Genomic DNA, 15,955 nt, shown 5'->3' on the forward strand with positions numbered 1-15,955 from the left:
TGACATGGACGCCCGCCAAATCGCCTTCCTGAGCCGTCAGCCCTCTGCTGCTGTGAAAACCCACGAGCACTTCTGGGGCATGCCCAAGCGCGGACTGGCGTTCCTTTTGGCCAACGTCATGTTCTGGCAACCGATGTGGGCGCAGGCCGAGGGGATCGTTGTGGCCACGCCGGGCACCAGTCTCGGTCAGGCGGGCAACGGGGTGCCGATCGTCAATATCGCCACGCCGAATGGCACCGGGCTGTCGCATAACCAGTTCCACGATTACAACGTCGGCACCCAGGGTGTGATCCTCAACAACGTCGCCGCGCAGACCGGCGCGACACAACTGGGCGGCATCATCGTCGGCAACCCCAACCTCACCAACCGGGTCGCCGCGCAGACCATCCTCAATGAAGTGATCGGCGGCAGCCCGAGCCAGTTGCGCGGTTACACCGAAGTGGCGGGGCAGTCAGCCCGCGTGATCGTCGCCAACCCTTACGGCATCAGCTGCAACGGTTGCGGCTTCATCAACACGCCGCGCGTGACCCTGACCACCGGCAAACCGGTGCTGGACAACGGTCGACTGGATCGCTTTCAGGTGGATCAGGGCAGCGTCTCCATCGACGGTGCCGGGTTGAATGCCAACAACGTCGACAGCTTCGAAATCATCACCCGCAGCGCGAAGATCAATGCCGAGATTCAGGCGAAGAACCTGACGATTGTCGCCGGTCGTAACGACGTCAATGCACAGAGCCTCAATGCCACCGCTCGCGCCGATGACGGCAGTGCCAAACCGCAATTGGCCATCGACTCTTCGGCCCTGGGCGGCATGTACGCCGGGGCGATCAAACTGGTGGGCACCGAGGCAGGTGTCGGGGTGAAACTTGACGGCAAACTGATCGCCAGTGGTGGCGATATTCAGCTCGATGCCAACGGCCACTTGAGCCTGGTCGACACCTCGGCGACTAACGGCGCGGTCAATGTCAAAGCCGCCAGTCTCGATGCTCGCGGTCCGGTCTACGCGGGCACGGCGCTAAACGTACAAACCCAAGGCAACCTGAGCAACCAGCAAACCCTCGCCGCCCGCGACAGCATCGTGCTGAGCGCCGGCGGTCAGTTGACCAACAGCGGCGTCATCGAGGCCGGGGTCAACGCCGACGGTAACCGCAACGCCAATGGCGATGTGAGCCTCAGTGCGCAGAATATCAACAACACCGGCAAAAGCCTGGTCGCCAGCCGAACTCTCACCATCAACACCGCACAGACCTTGAACAACCAGGGCGGCACGCTGAGCGGGCAAAGCACCCACATCACCGCCGCAACCCTGGACAATCAAAACAACGGGCGAGTGCTGAGCAACAGCACGTTGAACCTCAATGCCAATCAGGTGCTGAACTCGAAAGGCGTGATCAACAGCACCGGCAATCTCACTGGCAACGTCGGCCGATTGAGCAACAGCAGCGGCGAGCTGAGCAGCCTGGCTGATGTTGTCCTGAACGTAACCTCGCTGGATAACGTCGCCGGCCTTGTGACAGCCGGGCGCCTGCTGGACATCACCGCCAGTGGTGGCATTAACAACGTCAGCGGCACCCTGGGGGCGAAACAAGCGCTGACAGTCCGCGCACAAAACCTCGATAACAGCCAACACGGAAAGCTGAGTAGCGAAGGCCAACTGACCACCCGAGTCAGCGGTCTCCTGAACAACCAGAGCAAAGGGTTGATACAGGCCAACGGCGCGATGGATGTGCAGGCCACGCGCCTGGACAACCGTGAAGGCAAGATTTCCGGGATCAACACACTGACGGTCAGTAGCAACAACGCAGACAACCGCAACGGCGTGATTCGTGCCGATCAGGCGGTGAAGCTGCTGATCACTGACTTGGACAACCGTGACAAAGGCCGGCTCGAAAGCAAGGCTGCACTGAGCCTGGACGGCAATAAACTGGACAACCGCAACGGTGGCCTGCTGACGGCCAGCGGCCCGCTCACCCTCAAAGCCAAAGAAGTCGCCAACGATGGCGGCCGAATCTCCGGCAAGGGTGACATCGAAGCCAATATCGATACCTTGAGCCAGCAGGCTGGCGAATTGGTTGCCGAAGGCAATCTGAAGTTGACCGGCAAGACGCTGGACAACCGTAAAGAAGGTCTGGTCGCGTCGCTCAAATCGCTGACGGTCAACGTCGATCAGATCGACAACCGTGGCGGTTCACTGTCCAGCCAGGCCGACCTGCACATCAACGGTGCGAGCCTGAACAACAGCGACAGCGGCAAAGTGCTCTCTGACACGACGCTGGCACTCAAGGTCGATCAGATCATCAACCAGACCTCCGGGCTGATTTTCAGCAAAGGCGCGAACACGCTCAGTGGCGTCGGGCTCGACAACTCGGGCGGCAAGATCGTCAGCCAGAACAACCTCGCGTTGACGTTCGACGGCATCAAGAACAACCAGCAAGGTCTGATCAGCAGCGAAGGCACACTGGTGCTCAACGGCGGCAGCTTGGACAACGGACTGGGCAAACTCTCGAGCCTCGAAGCCATGTCGCTCAACTTAGCGGCAGCCCTGCAAAACCAGGGTGGTTTGATCGCTTCGCAAAAAGGTCTGACGCTGGCCAGCGCCAGTCTCGATAACAGCGATAAAGGCATCATCAGCGCCAAGGCGGCATCGACTGTCACTACGGGTGAATTCAACAACAGCAAGGGCGGCAGTCTGGCGACTGACGGCACTCTCGACCTGACCGCCAAACACCTGGATAACTCGGCCGGGCAAATAGGCAGTCAGCAGCAGTTGAACGTCTCAGTCACGAGCCTGGATCAAGATGGCGGTGAGCTGTTCAGCAACAGCGACCTGACCCTCGACCTGAACAACGGCCTGCTGAACAACCAGCGTGGCAACCTCCATACACCGGGCCTGTTGCTGTTGAAAAACCTCAAGGAGGTGAACAACAGCGGCGGCGAAATCTCCGGTGCCAAAGCCTACAGCCTCACTGCGCAAAGCCTGAACAACGACGGCGGCAAGCTGCTGAGCAACGAGAAACTCACCCTCGCCATCGACCGTGCACTGAGCAACGTCAAAGGGCTGATCGCCTCCGCCGGCCTCGACAGTCGCAGTGCCAGCCTGAACAACGCCAGTGGTGAAATCCGTGGCCGCGGCGAAGTGGATCTGACGGTTACCGACGCCTTCGATAACCAGGCCGGTGTGGTCATTGCCGATGACGGGCTGACTGTAAAAGCCGCCAGCCTCGATAACCGCCAGGAGGGTTTGGTAGGGGCCACAAAAGCGCTGAAACTGACCGTCGATGACATCGATAACCGTAACGGCGAACTGTCGAGCAAGGCTGATGTGACACTGATCGGCCAACTACTCGACAACAGCGACGCCGGTTACATCCTGGCCGGCGGCAACCTTGCACTGACCGTAGACAAGGTCATCAACCGCAATAAAGGGCTGCTGTCCGGAGATACCGGGCTGACGCTGACCGGGCAGATGCTGGAAAACAGCGGTCGACTGACCACGCTGAACAACCTCACGGTGAACCTCACTTCGGATCTGGACAACAGTCAGGGCAGCCTCGTCAGCGAAGGTAAATCGGCGATCAATGCCCAGAGCCTGAGCAACAACGGTGGCACGATTTCCAGCGCCAAGGCGCTCACAATCGATAGCAAAGGCGCGGTCAGCAACCAAGGCGGCAAACTGCTGACCGACACCACCCTGACCCTCACCAGCACCCGCCTGGATAACCAGCAAAAAGGTGCGATCAGCAGCAAAGGTGGAATGAGCATTACCACCGGCGCACTCAATAACAGCCAGGCCAGTATTTACGCGGGCGACCGCCTGGAACTGAGCGCCGGCCAGATCACCAACACCGGCGGCAGCATCGGCGCGGCCACCGCGCTGGTTGCCAACGTCAGTGCCCTGGATCAGCAAGGCGGCAAGCTCTTCAGCAAGGGCACCTTGAGCCTTGACCTGAACGGCGGGGCCTTGAACAACCAGGACGGCTTCATTAGCGCGCCCGGTCAACTGCTGCTGAAAAACCTCGCCGTTGTGAACAACCGCAATGGTGAAATCTCTAGCGAAGAGGCCTTCGAACTGGTCGCCAAACAGCTGAATAACAGCGATGGCCAGGTGCTCAGCAACCAAAAACTCACGCTGCGTATTGAGCAAGCGCTGACCTCGGTCAAAGGCAAAATTGCCGCCGCAGCATTGCAAGTTCACGCCGCCAGTCTGGATAACAGCGCCGGCACAATGCTCAGCGATGGCGATCTGCAAGTGACCGTCGACGGCCTACTGGTCAACCAGAACAAAGGCCTGATCAAAGCGGCCGGACAGCTCACCCTCAACAGCAACGGTCTGGATAATCAGGGCGGTACGTTGCTGGGCGGCACTGGCCTGAGCATCGATCTGGGTGCAGCACCTGCCGACCTGAATAACCAGAACGGCCTGATCAACACCAAGGGCGTGTTGAGCATTGCGCACCTGCGTGACCTGAGTAACCAGAAAGGCGAAATCTCCAGCGTCCACAGCTTCAGCCTGACCGGCAACACGCTGGATAACCGTGGCGGCAACCTGATCAGCAATGATCAATTGACCCTCAACGCCACCCGACTGAATAACCAGGGCGGCCTGGTTTCCGGCTGGAACAAACTCGCCGTTGCCGGCGGCAGCCTCGACAACAGCCAGGAAGGTACGCTCTCCAGCCTGCTCGGCAATCTGAACATCGACCTCAGCGGTGCGCTGATCAACAACGCGAAGGGCGGCCTGGCGGGCTTAGGCGACGTGACCATCACTGCCGCCAGCCTCGACAACAGCAACGGCATCTTCACCAGTGGCGGCAAGCAGACGCTGACAATGACTCAAGGTGCAATCAACAACGCATCGGGTGGCCTGATCGAAAGCGGCGGCACACTGGATATCAACGCGACCTCCTTGAACAACGCGTCGGGGAACATCACCGCGAACAAAGCGCTGACCTTCACCGGTACGAGCCTGGACAACAGCAACGGCAGCCTGGTGGGTGAAGACAGCGTCACCCTCGATCTGCTCGGTATGCTGACCAACACCAAAGGCGCGCTGGGCAGTACGGGGCCGCTGGTGATCAAGCGTTCCAGCAGCATCGATAACCAGGGCGGCCAACTGCTCAGTCAAGGTTTGTTGAGCCTGTTGACTGGAAACCTGAATAACAGCCAGGAGGGCACCGTGGCTGCCAATGGGCAGCTCGACCTCACCGCCACCGGCAGTGTTCGCAACGACGCCGGCGGCCTGATCTCCAGTCGCGATGCAGGCCTCAATGTCAAAGCCGCTTCCCTCAACAATGCCGGCGGCGCGCTGCAAAGCCAGGGCGCATTGACCCTGGACGTGAAGGGCGGCGCCATCGACAACCAGGGCGGCAAGGTCATCGCCCAGAACGGTGAGCTGAACATCACCGCCGCCAGTCTCGACAGCCGCGCCGGTGTGCTGTCGAGCCTCAAAGGTTTGCTGCAGACCCGCCTGACGGGCGTATTGCGCAACGGCCAGGGCGGCAAGATCGAAGGCAATCGCCTCGACCTTCAGGCCTTGGGCGGAATCTACAGCGACGGCGGACGCATCGCCGCCAATACCGGCAACATTCTGCTTAACGCTGGCAATGCTGTTATCGATAACAGCAATGGCGGGATTTACGCCAAAGGCCAGGTCAAGGTTATTGGGGGCACACTGAACAACAACGCCGGCAAGATCAGCGGCGATGGTATCGACGTCGTTCTCGATAGCAATCTCACCAACCGCGGCGGCCTGATTGAAAGCGCGGGCACCCTCGCAGTGCGTGCCGCCAGCCTCGATAACCAGACGGGCAAACTGCGTGCGCTGGGTATCAGCGGGAAAACCAACTTTCAGATCGGCAGCCTGTTCGATAACCGCAATGGCCTGGTGGAAACCGCCAACACCGACCTGACCCTCGCGACGCCGAGCTTCTTGAATGCGGGCGGTACCGTGACTCATGTGGGTGTGGGTGAGTTCGACATTTCGACAGCCAACGTCATGAATGCTGGCGGTTCGCTGGTGACGCGTGGTGGGCTGACGTTGAACGCGGATAGCTGGACTAACAGCAGTGTGATTCAGGCGGGGCGGTTGCGAGTTAACGTCAATAACTTGATACAAACCGCAGGCGGTGAGTTGCTGGGCGCCGACAGTTTCATCGGCAGCGGGGTTAATTGGTCCAACGAAGGCCTGCTGGCCAGTAACGGCACCTTCAGTCTCGACTTGAGCGGAGCGTACGGCGGAAACGGACGGGTCAGCAGTGTCGGGAATCTGGGGCTTACGGCCTCTCAGATTGACTTGACCGCTGCGGCCAGTATCACCGGCGCTTCGGCTTCCACGGTTACCAGTCGTGGCAGTCTGAACAACTTTGGTCGAATCACTTCGGCTGACAGCCTGACTGTCAATGCCGCCTCGCTGACTAACAACGGCACCCTCGGTGGTGCCGGCAAATTGCGCATCAGCAGCAACTCATTGCTCAACCAGAATGGACTGATTTTCAGTGGTGGAGACATGGCCCTGCGGGTGGGGACTCTCACCAACCGCTACGCGGACATCTATGGCTTGGGCAACATCAGCATCGCCCGGGATGACAGCAATGGCTGGAGTTCATCGATTAACAACATCTCGGCGACCATCGAAAGTGTCGGCGATATGACCCTGGCGGCCGATCACATCGAGAACCGCAAGGATGTGTTTCAGGTAACCGGTGGCGGGCTGGTTTCGGGTGCAATTGGGCTGCAGTGCTACTCATGTTCAACGTTTGATGTCTTTCAACCTCATTTTCCTGGATATCTGGTTTGGGTGGAAAACTACCAATCTCAGATCATTCAGGATTCGGCATCTGCCAGTTTGACAGCAGGTCGAAACTTTACGGGTAACGGTCGGGAGCTACTGAATAACGCCTCCACTATCAGTGCAGGAAACGACTTGTCGTTAAATCTGCAGAACTTCACTAACCAGGGGGCGGCGGTTGGCGATTACAGCATAAGACGCTCGCTTGGTGGGGCGAAGGATTCCTTGCATCAGTGGCGGGCGATCATGGATTACAACGCTGCCAATGACCCGTCTTATGATCCGGGTCCCTCCGGGTATAGGGATGGACTTTTGATCAGTCCAAACTTGCGTGTATGGAACAGCGAAGGCGTTGAGTCTCTCGAGCGCATAGGGGGGCGTTCCAGTGGTGGTGAGGCGATTCGTTACATTAGGTTTGGGTCAATATGGGTGGAATATGAAGGGCGCTACGAGTTTACACGTCCACATTACGGTGATGGAGTCAGGAGCGAAGCTCCTGACTTTGTCAAAAACGCCGCCTTCTCTGAAAACACCATTACTTACAACGGCCCGTCGAGCTACGCCAATGCTGTCGTCCAGGCCGGTGGCAAGGTTTACATCAACGCCACTCAGAACCTGACCAACAGTGTGGTTCGTGACGGTGTAGCCGCGGGTGCCGGCGTCTCTCGTCTGGGGTCTACGCAACTTGCCGGTCAAGTTACCCCGACCGTCATCAGCATCAATTCTCAGCTGCCACCGGATCTGGCCCAACAACAAGTCAACCCGCTGACGTTGCCTGGCTTCACCCTGCCAACGGGAGACAACGGCCTGTTCCGCCTTAGCGGTAAAGGCGGCACCGAGCAAACGATCGTACCCGGGCAGAGCTGGACTATTGGTTCCGTTACGGCCGGTACCACGCAGCGTTCGGACGGCATGCCTGTCAGGCAAGCCACCGAGTTCCAGTTCGACAAGAACGACCCGGTCTCGGTCAAAAATCGCGAGCTGGCCCTGGCCAGTCGCCCGTCGGTGAATCTCAACAACAAGGCCGCGCTGATCAACGTCAATGCCGCCGCCGGTGACGGTCCGGTCGGTGTGCTGTTGCCCAATCGCGGGAACATTTCTTTCAACGTGCCGCGTGTACAGGGACTGCCTGACACCAGCGTGCGTTCCAATCCGCACAAATATCTGATCGAAACCAACCCGGTACTGACCAACCTCAAGCAATTCATGAGTTCGGACTACCTGTTGGCGAACCTCGGCTACGATCCGGACACCAGCGCCAAACGCCTGGGCGATGGTTTGTTTGAGCAACGCCTGGTCCAACAATCGATCGTCGCACGCACCGGCCAGCGCTTCCTCGACGGTCAGACCTCCGACGAAGCGATGTTCAAGTACCTGATGAACAACGCCATCGCCAGCAAGGACCAACTGAACTTGTCCATGGGCGTAACCCTCACCGCACAGCAAGTTGCCGCGCTGACCCACGATATCGTCTGGCTCGAAGAGCACGTAGTGAACGGTGAAAAAGTCTTGGTACCGGTGCTTTACCTGGCCCAGGCGAACAATCGTCTGGCACCCAATGGCGCATTGATCCAGGGCGGCGACGTCAAGCTGATCGCCGGGCAGGACCTGAACAACGCCGGCACCCTGCGCGCCACCAACAACCTTTCGGCCGAGGCCGGCAACGACCTCACCAACACCGGCTTGATCGAGGCGGGTGATCGCCTGACGCTGAAGGCGGGCAATAACATCGTCAACAAATCGGGCGGGATCATTTCCGGTCGCGACGTCAGTCTGACGGCAACCAATGGCGATGTGATCAACCAGCGTGACGTGACCGGTGTTGATGTCCGTCGGGGTGGAAGCCTGCAGCATCGCGATTATCTCGATAACGCGGCACGGATCGAGGCGGCTAACGATCTGAGTATCAATGCGGGGCGTGACATCAACAACATTGGTGGCGTTTTGCAAAGCGGGCGTGATCTTGAGCTCACTGCCGATCGTGACGTCAACATCACCTCAGTCCAGGATCGCAGCACCAATGCGCGTGGCAGCCATTTCCTCAACCAGACCATTACCCAGCATGCTGCTGAGGTGACGTCTGGTCGGGATCTTACGATCAGTGCAGATCGAAACATCACTGCAGTCGCCAGTCGACTTGATGCCAAGCGTGATATTGACCTGGATGCCGGCAACGATATTTTGCTGACGTCCGCAGCGGATCAAAGCGACTACGTCGCCCGGGGCAAGAAAAGCGCTCAGGAGAGTCACAGCACCTCGCAGCAGGCCACTGTTCTGAATGCCGGACGTGATGTCGCAATCAGTGCCGGCAACGACCTGGGCATCATCGCAAGCCGGATCAAGGCCCAGGAAGACGTTAGCCTGGATGCGGTGCAGGACATCACCGTGGCCTCGGCAAAAGACGAGAGTTCCTCTTACTACTACAAGAAGAAAAACGGCTCGTTCGGGCGCAGCACCACCACTCAGAAGGAGAGCTACGAGAGTACTAACGTAGCCTCCGTTATTGAGGCCGGACACGACCTGACCGTCAACACCTCAAAGGACCAGTACGGAGGTGTCAGCCTCAATGGCGGGCAAAACGTCACCATTATCGGCAGCCAGTTCAAGGCTGGTAATGATTTGGTTGTGGGTGCCAAAAACGATGTCGCGGTGCTATCTGCTACCGAGGAAGCAGGCGACTACAGCAAGAAGACCAAAACCGGTCTGTTCGGTATGTCGAGTAGCGGCAAAAGCCAGCTCCAGACGACCGTCACTCAGGTCGGTAGTGAGTTGAGTGCGGGCCACGACACCGTGGTGCTCGCTGGACGCGATGTGCGATTGAACGCGAGTGCAATCAATGCCGGCAACGATGCCGAATTGCATGCTGGACTGGTGGATAAAACGGGGGATATCACGCTTTCATCCGCCGATGATCTGGCTTACAGCCGTGCCGAGGAATACAAGAAAAAGCTTGGCCTGACGCTCAAGGATGCAATGGGGTGGGCGGTCGGTACACCAAGTTTCGGAGGTGACATTACCTTCAATGCGTCACACAAGGAGGGACGCGAAGTCGTCAGTTCCAACAGTGTTGGTAGTCAGGTCAATGCAGGGCATGACGCGATTTTGAATGCCGCCCGTGACATCAATATCATTGGCAGCGGCATCAGTGCCGATAACAGCGCAAAGCTTGATGCTGGCCGCGATGTCAACGTGGTCGCCTCTACCGACCGGCAGCGCAGCAACAGTTGGGAAACCGACAAAAGCTTCGGCCTCAAGCAAACCGTCGATAACAACGGGTACACCACGTTTGTTGGTAATGAAATCATCAAGCATGGTGTCGACAGCAGCGGTTACACCGCCGCGGGCAGCTCTATCAATGCTGGATTGAACCTCAATGTCACTGCCGGCCGTGATATCAACCAGCAAGGGTCCGACCTTGAAGCCGAAAACAACATAAATCTCAAAGCCGGTCGCAATATCAATATTGATGCGGCGGAAGAAGCCAGCATCGTCACCACCCGTGACAGCGTGAAACGTACGGGCAGTACCACGACTGTCGCTTACAACTTTGGCAACACCGTTGATAGTCTCAAAGGCACTGGCGAAGGTGAGGATGGGGTCAGCAAGGGCTCGAGCGTCCTGAAGTCGGTCGATGCGCTGGATAATTTTTTCAGCGGGCCGAAGTTCGACGGGCATATCGGTAGCTCAAACACCAGCCAGACCCAGACCCAGACCTCGCTGACACATCGTCCATCCAGCCTGTCTGCCGGTGGTGACATCACGCTTGAGGCTGAAAATGATGTGAACGTGAAAGGTAGCCAATTCAATGCAGGGCGTGACATCAATGTCACAGGGCGCAACATCACGTTTGATGTGGCGCACGGTGCAGAAAACAGTGAGGACAATCAGACCCAAAGCAAGGGCGGCATCAAGGGTGGCACCACCGGCGGTTTCAAACTGGGTGTTGGTATCAGTAATGCCGGCAACAAGGGAGAGTCGAGTCAAGGCACCTCTACGGCGACGCAACTTAATGCCGGTGGCAGCGTCAACCTGGACGCAAAAAACGATCTGACGCTCATCGGCACACAGGCGACCGCCGAAAGGGACATCAAACTCAAGGCCGGCAACGACCTGAACATCCTGTCGGCACAAAACGCCTACAGCAGCGAAAACACTCGTCGCAGCTGGGGAGCAGAAGGCGGCATCATTGCCGGCCAGGACGGTTTTGGGGTCTATGGCTCTGCCAACGTCGGTATAGGCGATCTTGACCGCCAAGGCGTCAAGCAGCAGGAAGCCTATCTGTACGCAGGTAATAGTCTGAGTTTCGAAAGTGGCCGTGATACCACGATCGCGGGTGCCACATTACGTGGTGACGAAGTGATTGGTGATGTCGGGCGCAACCTCACCGTGACATCGGTGCCTAACACCGGCAAGGTCGAAGGCAAAGAGTTCGATGCCAGCCTCACCGTGGCAGTCAGCTTCGGGGTAACGGCCAGCGGCTCACTGGGTTACGGCCAAACCAATGGCAAAACCAACTGGGTCGAAAACCAGACCGTCATCAGCGGCAAAAATAAAGTCGATATCCGTACAGAAAACCACACCCAACTCGATGGTGCGGTGATTTCCGCTGATAACGGCAATCTTAAACTCGACACAGACACTTTGGGTTTCCGCAATATTACTGGCAAGGACAACGAGCACGGTTACTACCTCAATGTCAGCGGTAGCTACGGCAGTAGCGGCGGGGCTCAGGCGGACAAGCCCAATAAAGGCATGGAAGGAGGGGATAAAAACAGTTGGGCGGTGGAGGGTTACAACTACACAAAGGATCGCGAGCAGACCCTTAACGCTACCGTCGGAGCGGGGCAGGTTGTCGTGCGTCATGACAAGGTGACGGGCGAGGACTCCACGACCGGGCTCAATCGTGACGTGAATAAAGCGTACGAAGTGACTCGGGATGAGGAGCATCGCACCGATCTGTATGTCAGTAGTTCGTCGATTGACTCCGTCAGCCATCCACTCGATACGTTGAACCGTTGGAAAGAAAGTGTCGTCAATCTCAGAGAGAACCAAACGCGAAAGGCCCTCGAAGTTGTTCAATCGCTGAAGACTGTCAACGCGCAAATCCAGGCTGTTCGACTTGATATATCGCAAGTGTCAGAAAAAGCCATAAAGGGGCTTGGTAAAGAGCAAGCGCTGGCGGTCAGTAAGAACTTGGTCCGTCTTGGTCTCGACCCTTCTGAAGTAGAGCGGTTGGGGCCAGAGACCATGATCGCAATGGTGAAGTGGTCTAAGGCCATGGCTGATTACAACCTCATGATGGACGGATGTGAAAGCCTGGGGACCTGTAACCAGACCGTGCAAGCTCCACCAAAATCCCCTACTCCGCCTACACAGGGAGGACAGCCGGGCGCGATTGAGTTGGCTTCAACAACGGTAGAGCCTCGCATTACCATGGGGGAAGCTGCCCTCATTCGAACCGGCACATTCAAGGCCTTCATTGATTCTCTTGCGCCTGCGGAAGCCAGAATTGCCCTGATCGGTGCACAGGCACTCATGGGGCCAGGGAAGGCGCTGGTCAGCGTCGCGGGTAATGTACTGCTGCGCTTTTTCTTCGGGGATGACATTGATGCGTACAAGGAAAGTGTCGCCATCACAGCCACTTCGACGCTGACCGACATACCCCGTGATGAAGTTGCACAGAGCCATGCCGAAAAGAAGGAGGATGGCAGTCCGCTGAAGGGCGATGCGTATGTGCTGACCGCCGAATGGCTGATCGATCTGGCGATGGGCAGCGTCAAGTCCCTCGCAGGCAAGGCTTATTCCGTTGCGGCAACGTCGAATAAGGGGAAGGCTACTACAGGCTCCAGAGCGGGTGATATAAAGGCCAGTGAGACGATTGGCAGGCCAGTAGAAGCAGTGATCAACGGGAAGAAATCTCTTTTGAGGGTCGATATCGAACCGAACGGAAAGCTGCAAATTCAGTCGGGTGGCGGTAAGGACTCCATTGTTGACTTCAGACCCGACCTTAATTTGCCACTGGCTCCGCAAATAAACCAGGAATTCAAGCGGCTGCCCCAATCTGCAAGAGATCAGTTAATTAAAAATGCTGAGAAAGGGCTTAAACGACTCATCGAAACAGGAAATATGTGATGGAGAGAAAGTTTGTTGTCGCTTTTGATCGGAATGATCAACTCCCGGAAAGGCGGGAGTGGTTAAGTGAGGCGTGGGGCGATGTCCCGACAACTCATTTTCAAAGTGACGAAAGTATGCTTGATTCAATATTTATTGATCTCAAGATTAACAAGTGGGAGTTGAATGCTGCTTGGAGCTCTCGGCAGGGGCTTGCACCGATTATTAGGATCGAGATTTTACGGGATGAAAGTTTGGTGGAGTTTGTCAATAATCATGCTTCGCTGATCTGTGATGAGGTGGATGCAAAGGTTCTCATGGTTTTTGAGTTGGAAGGAGAGAGTATGGATGTCGACTTTATAATATTAATGCGATTAGTCGCTGCTCTATGTGGAAGGGGGCGTTGTTATCAGTGGGCAGAGAAGCTGGAGTTTCTCGACGAGAAAGCGTTAGCTGATTTACCGTCTTCGGTTGAATTAAAAGATATGCTCATCACTTGTCAGTGATTTTTCTCGGGTGTTTAAGATGTGTTGGTCAAGTTGCTTGGCAACGAAAAAGTTAATGGGTGTCCCCTTTGTGCTCTTTATGCTCAATAACACCCCGGGAGATGTTTGATGGCACGGGAGCAGGATTTGTTGCAAGAAATCGGGCAAATGTTGGTTGACACAGGCCCGGAAAGCGCCAATGTAATTGTCGTAAGAATCGAGTTGTATCCACAAGGTGATGCCTGTAAGTACGAGTTCGATTATGTCGATAGTAGCGACAAGACAGAATGGTTCAGGCCGTCCGCTCGTGCGGTAGGCGATTTGACCGAGCTTTTGGTTAAGTTAAGAAATAGATCGCTTTTAAGTGGAAAGACTGTTTGGACGAAGTGTGAAATAAATTTCGATGTTCTGCGTAACAAGCTGAAGATCAATTATGGATATGACGAGATTGTTTGAAAAACGGGGAAACCCATTAGCCGGTCCTACGTCAAGATCAAACCTCTGCGTCTGTATTTGAAATACAAAGCGCCCAATACAATGCATCGGGCGTTGGGGTGAAACAGGTGTATTTCAGGACTAGACACCCTTTCATTCACTCCGCAGCCTGCGCCCGCAACCGCCGACCAATCACATCCATCAAATCACAACCGTCACGCAACGGTATGGCCAGCAATTTTGAGAAGTCGGACAGCACGCCCGTGTCGCAACCAATCTCGGCACGAAAGGCGATGTTTTCCAGAACTTGGGTGACGGTGCGAATGCGGTAATTCGCCATCGCGTGCAGGACGTCGAGTGGCGCTTGGGTATCAATAAGCAGAGACGCTGGGATCAGGTCGATTCCGGTGAGGGGTATGTACCTATCCATAGGTGGAGTCTCTCGTAATTAAAAAGGACTCTCTATGATCAGGTCGTCAAACCCGGTCGTCTTTTGGACGACGGTTTGACTATAAGGATCAGCCGCCCAGCGGTACAGAGCCTCAGTTCTGAACTTGATGTAGGGGAAATGTCCTAGTGCGGTCGGACAGTCGCCTGGCAAATTGCTGATGACTGAGCACTGCCGACACCTGTGTGGGAGCTTGCTCCGGGCGGCGATCCGACGATAGCGGTGTATCAGTCGATATCAGTGTTGAATGTTTGTCAGTCATCGCGAGCAAGCTCGCTCCCACAGTAGATTGGCGATGTTTGGAGATAGTGTTTCCGACACAATCCAAGTGTGGGAGCGAGCCTGCTCGCGATTGGAAGCGACTTGGTTTTAAGGTCTAGCCCCCATGACAGCAACTGGCCGGCGCCTTGTCCTCATACCGGTCGTGATACCTCACCCACTCCATGATCTCCTCTTCATTACGCCCCTTGGGCGTCAGGTCGAGGTAGTTGTAAGCCCCGACCAACATATCCAGGCCTCGGGCATAAGTGGAATAGGTGTGGAAAATCTCTCCAGCTTCATTGCGATAAAACACGCTGAGGCCGGGGAGTTCTTCTTCCGCGCCGTCGGATTTTTCGTAGTTGTAGGTGGCTTTACCGGCGGTGACGTCTTCTGCTCGGGCCGAAACACCAAAGTCATAGTTGAAGTCGCAACCTTCGGACGACACCCAATCGAATTTCCAGCCCATGCGTCGTTTGAAGGTCTGGAATTCGGCGTACGGTGCGTGGGAAACCGCCACCACTGCGACGTCATGATGGGCCAGGTGTTGGTTGGCACCGTCGATGTGATCGGACAGGAACGAGCAGCCGGAACAGCCTTCGTCCCAGCCTTTGCCAAACATGAAGTGGTAGATGACCAACTGGCTACGGCCACCGAACAGGTCAGCCAATTTCAGTTCGCCGTTCGGGCCCTGAAAGCGGTAGTCCTTGTCGATTTTCACCCAGGGCAGGGCGCGGCGTTCGGCGCTGAGTTTGTCTCGTTCTTTGGTGAAGGCTTTTTCGTGGGCCAGGTGTTGCTTGCGGGCGGCGAGCCATTCTTCTCGGGAGACGACGGGATGATTCTGAATGTTCATTGGGTTTCTCCTGCGAGGTGCTGGGAGGTGACTTACACAACCTAGTCGTTCGACCTACGCCCAATTCGACATACCGCCGGTCGGTGCTGTTCAAAACCTCAGCTGAACGGCTACGAACCGCGCCGGTCACAATCTATGAAGGCCATCTCACTCGCGGGCACCGGAGGTTGAATCAGGATGACGACTTATAACTGGGATTTGATTGAACGCTTGCTGCATGAGGTGCAGAACGGCGCTGGCCACATTTTCACCCCACGGCCCTACGCCGAGCAGTATGCGGCGGAGAAAGCGTCGAAAGGTGAGCCGTTTGAGAACCTGGATCACCTGAAAGCGGTAGCTGGCGAGTACGAAAAGTTACTGTTGATTCGGGGCTATATCGAGCCTCGGCCAGAAGATCAGGGTGGCAATGGCGAGAACTATATTTTGACGCCTCGGGGCTCGAGTTTATTGAGCTTGATCGACAGCAGTATTCCGGGCAATGACCATCCGCGGCAGGTGTTGGATGAGCAGGAAGATGCGTTGGATGAGGTAAGGTTTGATGAGATCGCATCGAGGGCACAGATTGCCTGACGATCACC

General features: G+C 56.5%; 6 protein-coding genes. 4 read left to right on the top strand and 2 right to left on the bottom strand.

Translation table 11 applies throughout. The features are described 5' to 3' along the window. The first annotated feature begins 4 nt into the window (after positions 1-4). The 3 genes from ASC74_RS17115 to ASC74_RS17125 all read left to right on the top strand — a co-directional run bounded on the left by ASC74_RS17115 (position 5) and on the right by ASC74_RS17125 (position 13,839). Positions 5-12,919 (top strand): hemagglutinin repeat-containing protein, encoded by a 12,915-nt coding sequence (locus ASC74_RS17115; RefSeq protein WP_082555842.1) that lies wholly within the window; start codon positions 5-7, stop codon positions 12,917-12,919. Then, complete coding sequence (locus tag ASC74_RS17120; RefSeq protein ID WP_056742674.1) at positions 12,919-13,404, top strand: hypothetical protein; 486 nt, start codon at positions 12,919-12,921, stop codon at positions 13,402-13,404. Before ASC74_RS17115 ends, ASC74_RS17120 begins: the two co-directional genes overlap by 1 nt. Positions 13,405-13,512: 108 nt before the next feature. Beyond that, a complete protein-coding gene (locus ASC74_RS17125; RefSeq protein ID WP_201784094.1) occupies positions 13,513-13,839 on the top strand; it encodes a hypothetical protein in 327 nt (108 codons plus the stop codon). Positions 13,840-13,975: 136 nt separating this feature from the next. Here the strand turns inward: ASC74_RS17125 and ASC74_RS17130 are convergent, their stop codons facing one another. Both ASC74_RS17130 and ASC74_RS17135 read right to left on the bottom strand, forming a co-directional pair. Next, positions 13,976-14,248, bottom strand: coding sequence for a hypothetical protein (locus ASC74_RS17130; protein WP_056742675.1), 273 nt, complete (start codon positions 14,246-14,248; stop codon positions 13,976-13,978). A 394-nt stretch (positions 14,249-14,642) separates the two neighbouring features. Next, a complete protein-coding gene (locus ASC74_RS17135) occupies positions 14,643-15,377 on the bottom strand; it encodes a DUF899 domain-containing protein (protein WP_056742677.1) in 735 nt (244 codons plus the stop codon). A 177-nt stretch (positions 15,378-15,554) separates the two neighbouring features. On the opposite strand from ASC74_RS17135, the gene ASC74_RS17140 reads away from it, so the two are divergent. Continuing rightward, positions 15,555-15,947 (top strand): hypothetical protein, encoded by a 393-nt coding sequence (locus ASC74_RS17140; RefSeq protein WP_056742679.1) that lies wholly within the window; start codon positions 15,555-15,557, stop codon positions 15,945-15,947. Positions 15,948-15,955 lie beyond the last annotated feature (8 nt).

It is taken from the genome of Pseudomonas sp. Root329 (assembly GCF_001424925.1).
In the GTDB taxonomy this organism is placed as follows: domain Bacteria; phylum Pseudomonadota; class Gammaproteobacteria; order Pseudomonadales; family Pseudomonadaceae; genus Aquipseudomonas; species Aquipseudomonas arabinosi.